A 16249-nucleotide genomic window follows, 5' to 3' on the forward strand; every position below is an offset into this window, starting at 1 on the left:
GTATGAACCAAGATTTCGCCGCTCTTCGCAGGGACTATACCCAGGCATCCCTGGAAATCTCCAATACCCTGCCCGACCCCATCAGCCAATTCAAAAAGTGGTTTTCCGAGGCACAGCAGGCCGGCGCCCTGGAGCCCAATGCCATGACGCTTAGCACCATCAGCGCCGAGGGCCGTCCCGATGCCCGAATTGTGCTGATCAAAGATGTACAGGAGGATGGATTTACCTTTTTTACCAATTACACCAGCCGCAAGGGGAAGGACCTGGATAAGCACCCCTTTGCTGCCCTCACCTTTTACTGGTCTGAGCTGGAGCGGCAGGTGCGCATTGAAGGCGATGTGGAAAAGGTAGATGCCGCCAGCAGCGATGCCTATTTTGGCAGCCGGCCCCGCGGCAGCCAGATTGGGGCCTGGACCTCCCCCCAGAGTCAGGAGATCCCCAATAGGGGTATACTGGAAACACGCCAGCGCGATTTTGAGGAACGCTTTGCCCAGGCTGAGGTGCCCCGCCCCGAGCACTGGGGGGGCTATCTGGTAAAACCGCTGCGTATTGAGTTCTGGCAGGGCCGGGCCAGCCGCCTGCACGATCGGATCGTGTATGAAAAAAGCGCTACAGGCGGCTGGGAGCGTAAGCGGCTTGCGCCCTAAGGTTACAGCAGGTCGCTTAGGCTTTTTACGCCTATCTGTTTGCTTACCGTAAAGCCTTCGCCATAGGTAACGCCTATGGACTGTCCCCATTCCCTGGCCCTGGACTCAATGAATTTCATAAAGCGGTCGGACGAGATAAAGGTCTCAGGCTCCTTGCTGTTGGGATCGTGGAACTGGGACCCAAAGGCCCGGATGGAGGCCATCTTGGTCTCCCAGTGATCGGTAATGTCCACCACCACATCGGGCTGTATGTAATTGCTCTGGATGTAGTGGAACAGCTGGCGTGGGCGCCACTCCTGCTGCAGGGTACCCTCAAGACGGGTCTCAACCCGGCGCAGGCCGGAAAGAAAAAAGGCTTCCTTCACCAGTTGCGCAGCCCGGCCATGGTCGGGGTGGCGGTCATCTACGGCATTGGCCAGCACAATATCGGGCTGGTACTGGCGGATCTTGGCCACAAGCTGCAGGATATGCTCCTCATCTACCTTGAAAAATCCATCGCGCATGCCCAGGTTATCCCGCACGCTCAGCCCCAGCACCCTGGCAGAGGCTTCGGCTTCCTGAAGGCGTAATTCGGCAGTGCCACGGGTGCCAAGCTCGCCCTGGGTAAAGTCTACAAAGCCTACTTTTTTACCCGCCGCTACCATAGCAGCAACTGTACCGCTGCAGCACAGCTCGGCATCATCCGGGTGGGCAGAAAGTACGAGGATGTCTAGTTTTTGTATCATGCCTTAGTGAACGCGCAGTCGCTGACCGACCTTTAGTACTGAATTTTTCCGGAGCCCGTTAAGCCGCATCAGGGTATTGACCGGTACGCCATACCGGCGGCTGATCCCTGAGAGTGTATCGCCTGAGCGTACCCGGTGATAAACGATCTTTTTGGCTTCCTTCAGATAGGAAAAGCTAGCCGATGATACCACAATGGATTCGGCCCGCAGGTTGTTTGCCGAAAAATCGTAGATCTCAGCAGGATTCAGGGCTGAGCCCAGGTAGCGGGTTTCAAAGTGCAGGTGAGGCCCCGAGCTACGGCCGGTATTGCCCCCCAACCCTATTACATTGCCTGCTTTTACTTCATCGCCCACCTCTACCAATTGCTTGCTCAGGTGGCCATAGAGAGTTTCCAGGCCGTTTTTGTGGCGCACTACAATGTAGTTTCCATAGCCGCTGGGGTCGTATTTGCGAATGCGGATGATGCCATCAAACACGGTGCGGACAGAGTCCCCTATATTCAGGCGCACATCGGTACCATAATGCCAGCGAGGAGTGCGGAAGCCAAAATCGGATGTAACATGCATATGATCCAGCGGTGGCGACCATAATTCATGCGGTTTTTCGTACAGCAGCAGCGATACCGTATCGGAAAAGCTTTTTACATCAATATTATAGGGGTTGATGTTGCGGCTGTCCCAGACAGCATAATACTCATGCAGGGTAATCCACTCTTTGTTGATGAGCAGCTGCTCTGATACCTCCACCAGGTTGGCTGGGTCGGGGCCTACAGCTGTGGTATCTTCCGCCACAATGGAAAGCTCCTTTTTGAGGTCTTTCTGCTTGAAATCTGCCGGAGGGGTCTGCGCTTTTTCCGGCCTGGCCGGTGGCAGCACCGCACTACTATCCTGTACTTGAGCCGGAAGCGTATCCGGCTCCACGATCACCATTTCTGGTTCCCGTACCCTGAAAATATCCCTGAATCCCCCCTTCTTGCGCTTTTGCGCTTCTGCCTCTAGCCCCCCTATCAGATGAATGAACAGGACGAGGAGTAGTACCCCTAGTTGTTTCACTATGCTATTTCTATTTCTTTGCTGGCTAAAAAGCGTTCTGCATCCAGAGCCGCCATACATCCGGTGCCGGCTGCCGTCACTGCCTGCCGGTAGGTGAAGTCCTGGGCATCGCCTGCCGCAAATACCCCCTCTACATTGGTCTTGGTTGTTCCGGGAACGGTCAGGATATAGCCTGCTTCATTCAGGCTCAGAAAATCCTTAAAGATATCGGTATTGGGCTTATGGCCAATGGCTACAAAAAAGCCCTTCACCGGAATGTCCTGCGTAAGACGGGTCTGATTGTTGATGACCCGAACGGCCTCTACCTCCTGCTCGCCCAGGATCTCTACGGTTTCGGTATGCCAGAGTACTTCTATGTTTTTGGTATTAAGCACCCGCTGCTGCATGATGCGGGAGGCCCGCATCTCATCCCGGCGCACCAGCATATAGACTTTGTTGCACAGCTTGCTCAGGTAGGTGGCTTCTTCGGCTGCGGTATCGCCGCCGCCTACTACCATCACATCCATGCCCCGGTAGAAGTAGCCATCGCATACGGCACAGGCCGATACACCCATGCCGTTGAGCCGCTGCTCGCCCGGCAGGCCCAGCCATTTGGCCGAGGCGCCTGTGCAGATGATCACCGACTCGGCAATCAGCTCTTTTTCATCATCGATGATCACTTTGTGCGGGTAGCTGCTAAAGTCTACTTTAGTGGCCAGGCCGGTGCGTACATCGGTGCCAAAGCGTTCGGCCTGCTGCTGCAGATCAATCATCATCTGCGGGCCGTTGATGCCCTGCGGGTAACCCGGAAAGTTCTCTACATCGTTGGTAATGGTCAGCTGTCCGCCAGGCTGATCGCCCATGTACATGACGGGTTTCATGCCCGCACGGGCTGCATATATGGCTGCTGTATAGCCTGCAGGGCCGGAGCCCAGGATGAGTACTTTAATATGTTCCTGTGTCATGGCTGATTCTTATGCTTAAACTCCCAACAGGCTGTAAAATTATAGGTAATTACATAAAAAAAGGCCTCCTGCGAGACCTTTTTAAAAATTTTAAGCCTTTCTTAATTACCCCAGATAGGGTTTCAGTGCTTTGCTGCGGCTGGTGTGGCGCAGGCGGCGTATTGCCTTTTCCTTGATCTGGCGCACACGTTCCCGGGTAAGGTTGAACTTTTCGCCGATCTCTTCCAGGGTCATGCTATGCTCACCGTTGAGCCCAAAATAAAGGGCTATTACGTCGGCCTCGCGCTGGGTAAGGGTAGAAAGCGCCCGTTGTACTTCGCGACGCAGCGAGTCGTTCATCAGCTCGGCATCGGGAGTTTCTTCGGAGTCGTTCTCCAGCACATCCAGCAGGCTGTTTTCCTCGCCCTGCACAAAAGGTGCATCCATGGATACATGGCGGCCCGAGATGCGCATGGTGTCTACCACCTCGTTGGTTGAAACCTCCAGACTTTCGGCCAGTTCTTCGGGAGAAGGCTCGCGCTCGTATTTTTGCTCAAGTTCCGAGAAGGTCTTGGAGATCTTGTTGAGGGAGCCTACACGGTTAAGGGGAAGGCGTACAATACGGGACTGCTCGGCCAGGGCCTGCAGAATGGACTGACGGATCCACCATACCGCATACGAAATGAATTTGAAGCCGCGGGTTTCGTCGAAGCGTTGGGCTGCCTTGATCAATCCCAGATTACCCTCATTGATGAGGTCTCCCAGCGATAAGCCCTGGTTTTGGTACTGCTTGGCTACCGATACCACAAAACGAAGGTTGGCTTTGGTCAGCTTCTCCAGTGCCATTTGGTCTCCCTGGCGGATGCGCTTGGCCAATTCCACTTCTTCATCGGGTGTCAGCAAGTCTACCTTACCAATCTCCTGCAGATACTTATCCAGCGACTGGCTCTCGCGGTTGGTAATCTGTTTGCTGATCTTAAGCTGTCTCATTCAGTAAAGTCTAGTTATAAGCGGTTCGTTTATTACTCTCTAGCGGCACGTTTTCGTAACAGCAGGGGCCAAAGCTAAAGTTCCGGCCCCTGTTTGTTATCCTGTAATAAAGTTATTAAGACTCCTGGCGATTGTTACGGGGTGGGCGGCCTTCTGCAGCCCCATTTCCCGACTCTTTGCGCTCAGGCTTAGGCAGTAACACTTTTCTGGAAAGGCGATATTTACCGGTTTTGCGATCAATTTCAATCAGCTTCACCGTAATGTCCTCCCCTTGTTCAAGCACGCCTTCCATGGTTTCCAGACGCTCCCACTTGATCTCGGAGATGTGCAGCAGACCGTCTTTGCCTGGCATGAACTCTACAAAGGCGCCAAAGGGCATGATCGATTTCACTTTACCTTCGTACACCTCACCTACTTCGGGCACAGCGGCAATGTTGGCAATGCGTACACGGGCGGCTTCAGTAGCCTCGCCCTCGGCGCCAAAGATGCTCACTACCCCTACATCGCCTTTTTCTTCGATGATGATGGTGGCACCGGTTTCGCGCTGGATCTCCTGGATCACTTTACCACCTGGTCCGATCACTGCGCCAATCATATCTTTCGGTATGGTCAGTACCACAAAGCGTGGTGCATGCGGCTTGAACTCGGCACGGGCCTCGGCCAGGGTTTCCTGCATCTTGCCCAGAATGTGCAGGCGGCCTTCGCGGGCCTGCAGCAGCGCCTGGCGCAGAATGTCAAACGAAAGTCCATCCACTTTAATGTCCATCTGGCAGGCAGTAATGCCCTCGGCCGTTCCGGTTACTTTAAAGTCCATATCGCCCAGATGATCCTCATCACCCAGAATATCGCTCAAAATGGCATAGCGGCCAGTCTCGGCATCGGAGATCATGCCCATGGCAATGCCCGATACGGGAGACTTGATCTTGACACCGGCATCCATCAGCGCCAGTGCGCCGGCGCATACGGTGGCCATGGAAGAAGAACCGTTGCTTTCCAGAATGTCAGACACAATCCGGATAGTATAGGGGTTCTCGTCATGGGCCGGAATTACGGCCTTAAGGGCACGCAGGGCCAGGTTGCCATGGCCTACTTCCCGGCGGCCGGGGCCACGGTTGGGCTTCACCTCACCGGTAGAGAAACCAGGGAAGTTATAGTGCAGAATGAATTTGTGCGAACCCACCTGCATGGCGCTGTCGATGAGCTGCTCATCCAGTTTGGTACCCAGGGTTACGGTGGTAAGTGACTGGGTTTCGCCACGGGTAAAGAGGGCCGATCCGTGGGCGGCAGGCAGGTAGTCTACCTCGCTCCAGATCTGGCGGATCTCGTCGTAGCGGCGGCCATCCACACGCTTGCCGGCGTCCAGGGTAAAATCACGCGAGGCTTTCCAGTGCATTTCGCTGAAATAGCGGTTGGCCATGGGCTTGTGCACGGTGCTGTCTTCGGGCAGGCTGTTAAAGAACTCGTCTTTAATGGCCTTGTATTTTTCTTTGCGGATATTCTTGTTGTCAGAGATATCGGCAATGGCATCGTAAATGCGCTTGTAGTACGTATCGTAGAGGTGCTGCTTAAGGGCAGGGTCGTTATCCTCGTGGTTGTAGGTGCGCTTCTGGGTTTTACCGGCGGCTTCCATCAGTTCCAGCTGCACCTGGCACTGCTGTTTGATGGCGGCATGTGCGGCGGCAATGGCCTCCAGCATATCATCTTCCGAAACTTCTTTGGACTCGCCCTCTACCATCAGGATGTTATCCAGGGTACCGGCTACAATCAGGTCCAGAACGGCGGCTTCGCGCTGTGTAGAGGTAGGGTTGATCAGGTACTGACCCTCCAGCTTGATCACCCGTACTTCAGAAATGGGTCCGTTAAAGGGAATATCCGATACGGCCAGTGCTGCAGAAGCGGCCAGGGCGGCCAGGGCATCGGGCAGTGCGTTTTTATCGGCTGAAATCAGGTTAATGTTAATCTGAGTATCGGCATGATAGTCATCGGAGAACATGGGGCGGATGGCCCGGTCTACCAGACGGCTGATGAGGATCTCGTGGTCGGACAGGCGACCTTCACGCTTCAGAAAACCGCCGGGAATACGGCCGGCAGAGGCAAATTTCTCCTGATAATCTACAGAAAGGGGCAGAAAATCAACATCAGGCTTGGCCTCGAGTGCGGAAACAACAGTAGCCAGCAGCATGGTATTGCCCATACGTACCACTACAGCGCCATCGGCCTGCCGGGCAAGCTTTCCGGTTTCGATTGTTATCTCGCGCCCATCCTCGAGCCGGAAAGACTTGGTAATTACATTAGGTTGCATAGAAATAGACAAAGTGGACTCTAAATTAAAAAACGCACGGAACGTTTTTGTTTAAGAAAAAAGGAGGGATTAAAAATAAAGAAAAGAGGGAAGCACGGGGCCCCCTCTTTTCGGTATGAACTTATTTACGGAGGTTCAGGTCTGCCAGAACTGCTCTGTAACGCTCATGTCACGGTCGTGCAGATAGTTCAGCAGTCTTCTGCGCTTACCTACCAGTTTCAGCAGGCCCAGGCGTGTGCTGTGGTCTTGCTTGTGTGCCTTGAGGTGCTCGGTCAGGTGGTTGATGCGGAAGGTAAACAAGGAGATCTGCGATTCTGCTGAACCGGTATCCTGCTTTGCCTTCGACCGACCATGATTCTCGAATAGCTCTTGCTTTTCTCTTTCGTTAAATACATGCTTAGTCGAATTAGTAAATTGTTAAAAAACCAGATGCAAAGGTAATAGAATTGCCCGGAATTTGCAACTCCTCCACCCCCCTAGCGCCTGCGCCAGCCAAAGGCTTTGCTGAGCACTTCGGGCCGGCGCACTTTCTCGCCAATGGCCGAGCGGAACTTGGCAATCATCACATTGTAAAAGTCGGACTCAAACAGGCGGGCATCGTTGCGGGCCTGCCGCAGAAAGAACAAGCCAAAGGGCAGCAGGATCAGGTTGGCCGACCAGATGCCCAGCTCCGGGCTTACTATGCCCTCCCGGGCCCACTTCTCGCCAAACATGGTCAGCACATAGTAGATGATAAAGAAGGCAATGGACACAATCACCGGCACCCCCAGCCCGCCCCGCTTGATGATGGCCCCCAGCGGAGCCCCGATCAGGAACATCACCAGGCAGGCAACGGCCTGGGCCCATTTCTTATGGATCTCAATGTGCCACTGAAAGATCTGCCGCTGCAGGTCATTGGCCCTGCCGCCGTATACCTCATAATTGTTCTTTACATAGCGTACCTGCCCAACGGCCGAGCGGTAAACATCCAGCATGGGCTGTTTTTTGGCAAACTGGGCTTCGGATTTTCGCAGCAGGGCGGTATCAGCCAGGGAATAGGCATAAACCGTTTCCTTCACCACACGCCGCTTGCTATAGTCTTCTATCTGCTGGGTGCCGTTACTTTCCAGCGCCGATAGCTGACTGGGGGGCAACAGTTGCTCGGTGGGTGAAATGCCCGCATAACCCGCCGAGGGGGGCAGGCTATCGCGCTGGGCCTCCAGTGCCCGCAGACGCTCCCGGTTCAGGGAATCTACCACCTTGTACTGCTGCTCCAGGCCGGCCGGAAAAGGCACTTTGGTATTGTTTACATAGGGGTTGTAGGTGCGGGCATTCTGGTAAATGGCATAGCGGGCTTCTACGATCTTGTTCTCCATGGAGTCAATATCGAACCGCAGCTGGCCAATGTTCTTCATGATCTTGTTGCTGGCAAAATACTCCTGCGGGGTGGAGTTCATGCCAAAGGATTCCAGGCTAAAGATGAGTTTGGTGCTGTGAAACTCATTGCGCATGAATTCCGCCGGCTTGTTGTTAGCAAAAGAGCCGGGCTGGTCGGCTTTGGGCTCTGAATAGCTATACCCTTTATACATCTCCAGCATCAGGTACTTATCATTGCCAAAAGAATACATACGCCCGCTGTCGGCCAGGATCACATCCGTATTGCCCTTACCCTTGGTGTGGTCATAGATGATCACCCCCTTTAAGGAGACATCATCGGGATATTTCTTGGTAACCTTAATGCTGTAGTTGGGGATACCATTGTAAAATGACCCTTCCTTGAGCGAAAGGGAGGGCTTGGTCTGGCGGATGTCATACAGCAGGCTATAGGCCTTCAGGTTTACCTTTGGCACAATGCGATCATTGTTATAGAAGGCAAAGGCGGTAAGAAAAAGGGTAAACACAAAGATGGGCAGCAAGGTGCGCACCAGGGAGATGCCTGAGCTCTTGATGGCCGTCAGCTCAAAGTGTTCTCCCAGGTTACCAAAGGTCATGAGGCTGGACAGCAGCACCGCCAGCGGCAGCGCCAGGGTGGTCATGGTAACGCTAAAGAAAAAAAGCAGCTCGGCATAGACCAGGGGCCCCAATCCTTTTCCGATGATCTCATCAAAATACTTCAGCAGATACTGCATCAGCAGAATGAAAACCACCACCAGAAAAGTGAGAACAAACGGGCCCAGAAATGCCTTTATGATCAGTTTATCGAGTTTCTTCATAGGGCTTCGGCAAAGAAACGCAAAAATGGTGCAGAAAAATCTATCTGCTGCCGGTTTTTTGCCTAGCCTCCGACCATTTCCCGCAAAAGCCCCACCAGGCCATCCCAGATCTCGCGCAGCTCTTCCGGATCCATTTCATCAGAGGAGCATTCTTTTATGCGCAGAAAGGTAGAATCGGTGAAATCGTTTTTCTCCAGATGAAACTCCAGAAAATCAAGGTCCCCTCCTTCGGTCTTATGGCCGTTCTCCGGCAGGTACTCAAAGCGAATGAACTGGTCCCGGCGGGTGGCGGCTATACGGGCCCGGTGCACCTCGCCGTCTACATGAAAATTGAAGTTCTTGTCATAATCGATGGTCACATTTTCGGCAAACCACTGGGACAAGCCACCGGCGGTATTTAGGTAGGGGTACAAGATCCGCTGGGAGGCATTGATCTCATATTCGTGCTCAAAGCAATTTTTAGCCATAGGAAAAAGGGGAAAGAATTGGCTGCCCATCAATATAGGAAGATTTGTGTAGCCCTGCAACAAATTTTTTTAGCCTGTGAGTATGGAAAAACCGTTTGAGTCTTTATATATTTGCACTCCCATTTGAGGGAAACGGGTTTAATACGCTGTTCAAGTTTCAGCTCTACCCTTCTCCCAGTGGCCAGGGCACTTAGTCCTTGGCACCTTTTGGGCAACCGAAAAAACCTTTGGCGAGGTAGCTCAGTCGGTTAGAGCGCAGGATTCATAACCCTGAGGTCACGAGTTCAACTCTCGTCCTCGCTACACTTTAAGCCTCTGCTTTGCAGGGGCTTTTTTTATTATGTTACTAGGAAGAGTAACAGATCTATGAAAGGTGCCGCTCAGTCGATTAGAGCGCAGGATTCATAACCCTGAGGTCACGAGTTCAACCGCGCGGCGGACCGTTCTCGTCCTCGCTACACTTTAAGCCTCTGCTTTGCAGGGGCTTTTTTTATGCTCATCTCTTCCACTTCAGCCAATCACCCCCCTCTACCAGCGGCATGTTGTTAATGTTACCTTTATACTGGTAGATCCAGTACGCTTCCTTCTGTAAATACACCCGCTCATACTCCTCCCCTTCATAGGCATCAAGGGCTGGCCAAAGCACTTCAGGGACGTTTACCAAATCTCCCAGAATCCTCCCCCCTGCTGCCAGAACGGCGACCGGATACCAGCCGGCGCTGTAGAGCCTGAAGCCCTCCAGCCAAACCCCTTCTGCCATCACCTTTCCTCCCTTAAGCAGGTGATGCGAAATACCCCCTTTGCGCAGGGTGCCGTATACGAAAAGTTGGTGCATTGCTTAAATCTGTCTTATCTTTCCCGCAAGATCAACTCCCATCCATGAAAAAGCGTTTTTTTTCGCTGCCTATTCTGGCAGCTGCCCTGCTGGCGGGCTGCACCTCACTGCCCGAAAGTGAACAACAGACCCAGGCGGTCGACTATATCCTGACCAATGGCCGCATTTACACCGTAGACAGCAGCTTTACGGTTCACCAGGCCATGGCCGTGCGCGAAGGCCGTATTGTGGCAACCGGCAGCTCCGATGACATCCAAAAACGATTTACATCTGATAGTCTGGTAAATCTGCAGGGGAAAGCGGTCTATCCGGGTTTTATCGATGCGCATTGCCATTTTTACCGCTACGGTCTGGGTCTGCAAACAGCCGATCTGGTAGGGGCATCCTCCTGGCAGGAAGTGCTGCAACGCCTGCAGGAGCAGCGGCGCCAGTTCCCCCAGGCCGACTGGCTGCTTGGGCGGGGTTGGGACCAGAACGACTGGCCGGTGAAGGAATTTCCCACTCGGGCCGAGCTGGACAGGCTGTTTCCCGACATCCCGGTATTCATCACCCGGGTAGATGGCCATGCCGCCATTGCCAACGGCCGGGCACTGCAGCTTGCAGGCATTACAGCTGCCAGCCGCATAGAAGGCGGCAAGATTGGCCTGGAGGGCGGTCAACCCTCAGGCCTCCTGATCGATAATGCCGTAGACCTGGTTAGTAGCAAGATTCCGGAGCCGGACCGTCAGGAGCAGATCGCTGCGCTCCGGCAGGCCGAGCGTAACGTGTTTGCCGTGGGCCTTACCAGCGTGGCCGATGCAGGCCTGGACCGCTCCACCATCCACCTGATCGATTCCCTTCAGGAAGAGGGCGCCCTGCAGATCAGGGTATATGCCATGCTCAATCCTACAGAAGAGAATATGCTGCACTATTTTGAGAGCGGTCCGCTGAAAAAAGAACGGCTTACGGTTACGTCCTTTAAGATCTACAGCGATGGCGCCCTGGGCAGCCGCGGAGCCCTGCTGCTGGCCCCCTATTCTGACGATCAGGATAACCACGGCCTGCTGCTAAGCCAGCCCTTCTATTTTGCCGACATGGCCAAAAAACTCCATGCCAATGGCTTTCAGATGAACACCCACTGCATTGGCGACTCGGCCAACCGCCTGGTGCTGGATACCTATGCCCAGGTACTTGGAGAAGACAACGACCGGCGCTGGCGCATCGAACACTCGCAGGTGGTGACTAAAGAAGATCTGCAGAAATACCAGCGCTACCGGGTGATCCCCTCCATTCAGCCCACCCATGCCACCTCGGATATGTACTGGGCTGCCGACCGGCTGGGCCAGCAGCGCGTAAAAACAGCTTACGCCTACCAGGATTTGCTGAAGCAAACCGGTGTTGTAGCCCTGGGTAGCGATTTTCCGGTAGAAGACATCAACCCCCTGTGGGGATTCTATGCCGCCATTGCCCGGCAGGATGAAAAAAGCTGGCCCGAAGGCGGTTTTCAGCCTGAGAACAAGCTGAGCCGGGAGCAGGCCCTGCGGGGCATGACCATCTGGGCGGCTTATGCCAACTTTGAGGAGGAAGAAAAAGGCAGTCTGGAAGCTGGCAAATGGGCCGATTTTGTGGTGCTTGAAAAAGACATTATGGAAGTTGCCGAGCGGGAAACGCGTGATGCCCGGGTGCTGCATACCGTAGTGGCCGGAAAAAAAGTTAACTAAGGTAAGCATTTGTGTTTTAGCCCCTTAGCTCACTTCCACTAAAAAAGCCCTTCCCCTGCTTTGGCACTTTGGTGAAAAAGGCTACTTTTGCAACCGCTTCAAGGCATTCCATGCCGGGCACTCCATGCCGGGTACTCCATGGGGAGATTCCAGAGCGGCCAAATGGGACGGACTGTAAATCCGTTGTCTTACGACTTCGAAGGTTCGAATCCTTCTCTCCCCACAAAAAAGACTGACAGCTGCTGTCAGTCTTTTTTGTTTTAGGTGTGGCAGGCTTTTACTGGCGCTCGATCTTAAAGCCGGCATCCTGTACGGCCTTGACTACTTCTTTTTCATTTACAGCATCTCCCTCTACAGTCAGGATCTTTTCCCGAGTGGCGGTGTCCACTTTCCATTGTTCTACCGATTCGGCTTTCTGCATAAAGGGGGTCACCTTGGCAACACAGCTGCCGCAGTTGATATTGGTCTTGAATTGGATCTTTTTCATTGTATTCGTATTGAGTAGTGAGTAGTAAGTATCGAGACGGCGAGGAAAATGGTTATTACCAATGGTTCCCGGCCGCAACCTTACTTTTCCGTTTAAAATTTATTGTCCATTGTCTAACTTCTAACTTCTAACTTCTAACTTCTAACTTCTAACTTCTAAATCCTTACGCTTTTTAGCCGCAGACTGTTGAGCACCACCGATACGGAACTCAGGGCCATGGCCGCACCCGCCAGCATGGGGTTGAGCAGGAAGCCGGTAAAGGGGTACAATAGGCCCGCTGCAATGGGAATCCCGATCAGGTTGTAGATGAAGGCCCAGAACAGGTTTTGCCGGATGGTTTTTACGGTCTGACGGGATAGGCGCAGGGCCCTGGGGATGTGGTTGAGGTCGGAAGAAATCAGGGTCATTTTGGCCACATCCATGGCAATATCCGATCCCTTGCCCATGGCAATGCTCACATCGGCCTGGGCCAGCGCCTGTGAATCGTTGATGCCATCGCCTACCATGGCCACTACCCTGCCCTGTTGCTGCAGCTCGGCAACATAAGCAGCCTTGTCGGAGGGAAGTACCTCGGCCTTTACATGACTGAGCCCTACCTTGCTGGCTACGGCCGCAGCGGTATGCGCATTGTCGCCGGTGAGCATGTGCACCTCTATGCCTTCATTTTGCAGCTTTTGAATGGCTGAAGCAGAGGTTTCCTTTATGGCATCCGCAATGGCCAATACCCCCAGCACTTCGCGGCTATTGGCAAAATAAATCACCGTTTTGGCTTCTTCCCGCAGCTTTTTGGCATGGGCTTCCAGCTGGACATCCAGCGACACCCCCTCTTCCATCATTAATTTCCGGTTCCCGGCCAGGTAGCGTTCGCTGCCATGACGGGCCGTGGCACCCCGGCCAGTAATGCTCTCGAAGGCGGATACCAGCAGGGCCTCTACCCCTTCCTCCCGCAGGCTTCTGACAATGGCCTCTGCCAGGGGGTGTTCGGAGCGCTGCTCTAATCCCATCAGGATCTCTTTCAGCACGGGAGCCTCCTGCGACCGCAGCCAATACGCATCCGTTACCTGCGGCTTGCCCTGAGTAATGGTGCCGGTCTTGTCCAGCACTACGGCGTTCACTTTATAGGCGGTTTCCAGACTTTCGGCATCCTTGATGAGGATACCCCCCTCGGCGCCGCGGCCCATGCCCACCATCAGCGCGGTAGGGGTAGCAAGTCCCAGTGCGCACGGACAGGCAATCACCAGCACCGTAACCAGCGCCAGCAGCGCCTGCACCAGCGTACCCCCTGCCAGCAGCCAGGTGGCAAATGCCAGCACGGCAATACCAATCACTACTGGCACAAAAATGCCGGCAATGCGGTCGGCAAGCTTTTGCACGGGGGCTTTACTGCCCTGCGCCTGCTGCACCATGCGCACGATTTGCGCCAGCATGGTATCGGCACCCACTTTTTCGGCCCGGAACACAAAGCTTCCTTTCCCATTAAGGGTGCCGGCGAATACGGGTTCCTCTTCCCGTTTTTCTACCGGCAGGGGCTCTCCGGAGATCATGCTTTCATCTACATAAGAGCTTCCCTCCTGTACCCGGCCATCAACGGGGATCTTATCGCCCGGGCGTACCAGAATGGCATCCCCTACGGCTACATCTTCCAGGGGCACCTCCCGTTCCTGGCCATCCACCAGCAGGCGCACGGTTTTGGGCTGAAGGCCCATGAGTTTTTTGATAGCCGTAGAGGTATGCGCCTTGGCCCGCTCTTCCAGCAGCTTGCCCAGCAAAATAAAGGCTACGATCACTGCCGCGGCTTCAAAATACACATGCGGATGCAGCCCCTGCCGGTGCAGCACTTCGGGGAACAGGGTATTAAAGGTGCTGAAAAGAAAAGCGATGCCTGTACTAAGGGCTACCAGCGTATCCATATTGGCACGCCCGTGTCGGGCCTGTTTGTAGGCGCCGGTAAAAAAGTTGCGGCCAAACAGGAAGAGTACCGGCGCTGTCAGCAGCAGCATGATCCAGTTGGCATAGGGCATGTCCATCAGGAACATCCCGATGATGACCACCGGTACCGAGAGGCCAATGGCCCAGAGGGTCTTGCGGCGAAGGTCCCGCAGGTGGTGTGCATGCGCCTCTTCCTGCAGTTCCTCTCCCTTATCTTCGGCGATGATCATATCATAGCCCACATCCTGTACCGCCAGCTGAAGCTCCTGCAGACTGACCTGTTGCGGATCAAACTCCACAGCCACCTGCTGGGTTGCGTAGTTGACGGTGGCAGCAGCCACCCCTGCCTGTGTCTGCAGCGTAGATTCCACACTGGCCGCACAGCCGGCGCAGGTCATGCCTGTGACGGGCAGCAGCTTTTTAACCCGTGTATGTGGTGTGAGCGTTTCCATGTGTTTTAGGGTCTTGTACCAAAAAAATCTATATACAAAAATACGCAGTTGAGCCCCCTGCCGCTGTACACAATTCTGGAAAGGGTGTACAGGATTCTTTACTGCAGTCCATCCAACGGCTTGCGGCGGTTTTCGCCAATCTTTTTGAAATGGCTGGGGGTAAGGCCGGTCACCTTTTTGAATTGGGCCGACAGGTGGTGCACGCTGCTGTAGCCCAGCTGCCAGGCTATTTCACTAAGGGTTAGCTCATCATAGACCAGCAGTTCCTTTACCTTTTCGATGCGCTGCAGAATGGTATATTTTTCAATGGTGGTGCCCTCCAGCGAAGAAAACAGGTTACTCAGATAGCTATAGTCCATATGGAGTTCATCAGCAATAAGGACTGAGAGGTTCTGGTGCCGGCGCTGTTGGTTGTGGTGCACTTCCCGTATGATCACCCCCTTGATTTTCTCCACCAGGGTGGCTTTGCGATCATCCAACAGCTCAAAGCCATCGGCCAGCAGCAGGGCAGCCAGTTGCTCTTTTTGGGCGTCCTGCAGTACTTCCTTTACCTGCAGCTCGCCCAGGCCGATCTGGTCTACGGTAAAGCCCAGCTGCTCGGCAACCTCCCGCACTACTTTGATGCAGCGGTTACAAACCATGTTTTTAATGTGGAGTGTGGTCATGGAAAATGGCCTTTGGATAATGGACATTGGACGAAAGACTATGGACACTAGACAATGGATATGGACTTAAAGGTAGGAGCTTAAAGGGGCCAGTGCATAGCGAACAGGCCTCAGGCTAAGACGTTAGACTTGCCTCTATCATCTATTGTCCATCGTCCATTGTTTATTTCTCATAAACACAAAAACTCCGCAACTTGCGCTGCGGAGTTTTAAATAACCGATACCTACAGGTGATTTATTTTACTTTGGACACAATAGCGGTAAACGCTTCCGGATGGTTCATGGCCAGGTCGGCCAGTACCTTGCGGTTCAGGGTGATGTTGGCGGCCTTCAGGCTACCCATCAGCTGAGAATACGAGAGGCCGTTTTCGCGGGCGCCGGCGTTGATACGCTGGATCCACAGCTGACGGAACTCGCGTTTTTTCACCTTACGGTCGCGGTAGGCAAAGGCCCAGCCACGCTCTACGGTGTTTTTGGCTACGGTCCAAACGTTTTTACGGCGGCCAAAGTATCCTCTGGCGGCCTTAAGGATTTTCTTCCTTCTAGCTTTTGATGCTACGTGATTTACTGATCTTGGCATAGTACGTGTTGTTTTTGGCTATGGGCGCTTCGGTGATGAAGCCTTGCGTGTTGTAACAACCTTGAGCCCGGTAAACAGGGGTTAACCTTTAATTGATTTAGATATTCAGCAGATCGCTTACGCGGTTCATGTCTGATTTGCTCACAAGAGCCATTTTCACCAGACCACGCTTGCGCTTGGTCGATTTCTTGGTCAGGATGTGGTTTTTAAACGCATGCTTGCGCTTAACTTTACCAGTACCTGTAAGCTTAAAACGCTTCTTCGCTCCCGCGTTCGTTTTTACTTTAGGCATTCTTCTATTA

At 53.7% G+C, this 16249-nt stretch carries 15 protein-coding genes, 2 tRNA genes and 1 pseudogene; 4 read left to right on the forward strand and 14 right to left on the reverse strand.

All coding sequences use genetic code 11. From position 1 onward, the window contains the following. Positions 1 to 2 precede the first annotated feature (2 nt). On the forward strand, positions 3 to 647 hold the full coding sequence (gene pdxH, locus ADICEAN_RS01760; protein WP_009193786.1) for a pyridoxamine 5'-phosphate oxidase: 645 nt from the start codon (positions 3 to 5) through the stop codon (positions 645 to 647). A gap of 2 nt (positions 648 to 649) precedes the next feature. Here pdxH and bshB1 read toward each other — a convergent pair whose 3' ends face one another. The 8 genes and pseudogenes from bshB1 to ADICEAN_RS01800 all read right to left on the reverse strand — a co-directional run bounded on the left by bshB1 (position 650) and on the right by ADICEAN_RS01800 (position 9299). Further along, entirely contained in the window at positions 650 to 1372 is a 723-nt protein-coding gene (gene bshB1, locus ADICEAN_RS01765; RefSeq protein ID WP_009193787.1) for a bacillithiol biosynthesis deacetylase BshB1, read from the reverse strand. Between the two features lie 3 nt (positions 1373 to 1375). Beyond that, positions 1376 to 2425, reverse strand: coding sequence for a peptidoglycan DD-metalloendopeptidase family protein (locus ADICEAN_RS01770; protein WP_236612849.1), 1050 nt, complete (start codon positions 2423 to 2425; stop codon positions 1376 to 1378). Continuing rightward, positions 2425 to 3369, reverse strand: coding sequence for a thioredoxin-disulfide reductase (gene trxB, locus ADICEAN_RS01775; protein ID WP_009193789.1), 945 nt, complete (start codon positions 3367 to 3369; stop codon positions 2425 to 2427). The genes ADICEAN_RS01770 and trxB overlap by 1 nt, the downstream gene beginning before the upstream one ends. A gap of 105 nt (positions 3370 to 3474) precedes the next feature. Further along, a complete protein-coding gene (locus ADICEAN_RS01780; protein ID WP_009193790.1) occupies positions 3475 to 4338 on the reverse strand; it encodes a sigma-70 family RNA polymerase sigma factor in 864 nt (287 codons plus the stop codon). A gap of 115 nt (positions 4339 to 4453) precedes the next feature. Continuing rightward, positions 4454 to 6640 (reverse strand): polyribonucleotide nucleotidyltransferase, encoded by a 2187-nt coding sequence (pnp, locus tag ADICEAN_RS01785; RefSeq protein ID WP_009193791.1) that lies wholly within the window; start codon positions 6638 to 6640, stop codon positions 4454 to 4456. Between the two features lie 121 nt (positions 6641 to 6761). Then, a pseudogene (gene rpsO, locus ADICEAN_RS01790) lies at positions 6762 to 7035 on the reverse strand (30S ribosomal protein S15). A gap of 81 nt (positions 7036 to 7116) precedes the next feature. Further along, on the reverse strand, positions 7117 to 8832 hold the full coding sequence (locus tag ADICEAN_RS01795; protein WP_009193793.1) for an LptF/LptG family permease: 1716 nt from the start codon (positions 8830 to 8832) through the stop codon (positions 7117 to 7119). Between the two features lie 62 nt (positions 8833 to 8894). After that, entirely contained in the window at positions 8895 to 9299 is a 405-nt protein-coding gene (locus ADICEAN_RS01800; protein WP_009193794.1) for an START-like domain-containing protein, read from the reverse strand. Positions 9300 to 9528: 229 nt separating this feature from the next. Between ADICEAN_RS01800 and ADICEAN_RS01805 the strand changes: the two genes are divergently transcribed. Next, positions 9529 to 9602: transfer RNA gene (locus tag ADICEAN_RS01805), tRNA-Met, on the forward strand. Between the two features lie 193 nt (positions 9603 to 9795). Here the strand turns inward: ADICEAN_RS01805 and ADICEAN_RS20820 are convergent. After that, a complete protein-coding gene (locus tag ADICEAN_RS20820; RefSeq protein WP_009193795.1) occupies positions 9796 to 10134 on the reverse strand; it encodes a gamma-glutamylcyclotransferase family protein in 339 nt (112 codons plus the stop codon). A gap of 44 nt (positions 10135 to 10178) precedes the next feature. On the opposite strand from ADICEAN_RS20820, the gene ADICEAN_RS01815 reads away from it, so the two are divergent. Both ADICEAN_RS01815 and ADICEAN_RS01820 read left to right on the forward strand, forming a co-directional pair. Beyond that, the gene (locus tag ADICEAN_RS01815; protein WP_009193796.1) at positions 10179 to 11834 is read left to right on the forward strand and encodes an amidohydrolase; all 1656 of its coding nucleotides are present in this window, start codon (positions 10179 to 10181) and stop codon (positions 11832 to 11834) included. A gap of 140 nt (positions 11835 to 11974) precedes the next feature. Then, a tRNA-Tyr gene (locus ADICEAN_RS01820) sits at positions 11975 to 12057 on the forward strand. Between the two features lie 54 nt (positions 12058 to 12111). Here ADICEAN_RS01820 and ADICEAN_RS01825 read toward each other — a convergent pair. The 5 genes from ADICEAN_RS01825 to rpmI form a co-directional block, all read right to left on the reverse strand. Continuing rightward, positions 12112 to 12321: a heavy-metal-associated domain-containing protein gene (locus ADICEAN_RS01825; protein ID WP_009193797.1), complete on the reverse strand. Its 210-nt coding sequence runs from the start codon at positions 12319 to 12321 to the stop codon at positions 12112 to 12114. A 155-nt stretch (positions 12322 to 12476) separates the two neighbouring features. Beyond that, positions 12477 to 14702, reverse strand: a complete 2226-nt coding sequence (locus tag ADICEAN_RS01830) for a heavy metal translocating P-type ATPase (protein WP_009193798.1) — start codon at positions 14700 to 14702, stop codon at positions 12477 to 12479. 98 nt (positions 14703 to 14800) lie between these two features. Next, on the reverse strand, positions 14801 to 15367 hold the full coding sequence (locus ADICEAN_RS01835; RefSeq protein WP_009193799.1) for a helix-turn-helix domain-containing protein: 567 nt from the start codon (positions 15365 to 15367) through the stop codon (positions 14801 to 14803). Between the two features lie 235 nt (positions 15368 to 15602). Next, entirely contained in the window at positions 15603 to 15947 is a 345-nt protein-coding gene (gene rplT / locus ADICEAN_RS01840) for a 50S ribosomal protein L20 (RefSeq protein ID WP_009193800.1), read from the reverse strand. Positions 15948 to 16044: 97 nt separating this feature from the next. Beyond that, positions 16045 to 16239, reverse strand: coding sequence for a 50S ribosomal protein L35 (gene rpmI, locus ADICEAN_RS01845; protein WP_009193801.1), 195 nt, complete (start codon positions 16237 to 16239; stop codon positions 16045 to 16047). Positions 16240 to 16249: the final 10 nt, after the last annotated feature.

This window comes from Cesiribacter andamanensis AMV16 (assembly GCF_000348925.1).
In the GTDB taxonomy this organism is placed as follows: domain Bacteria; phylum Bacteroidota; class Bacteroidia; order Cytophagales; family Cyclobacteriaceae; genus Cesiribacter; species Cesiribacter andamanensis.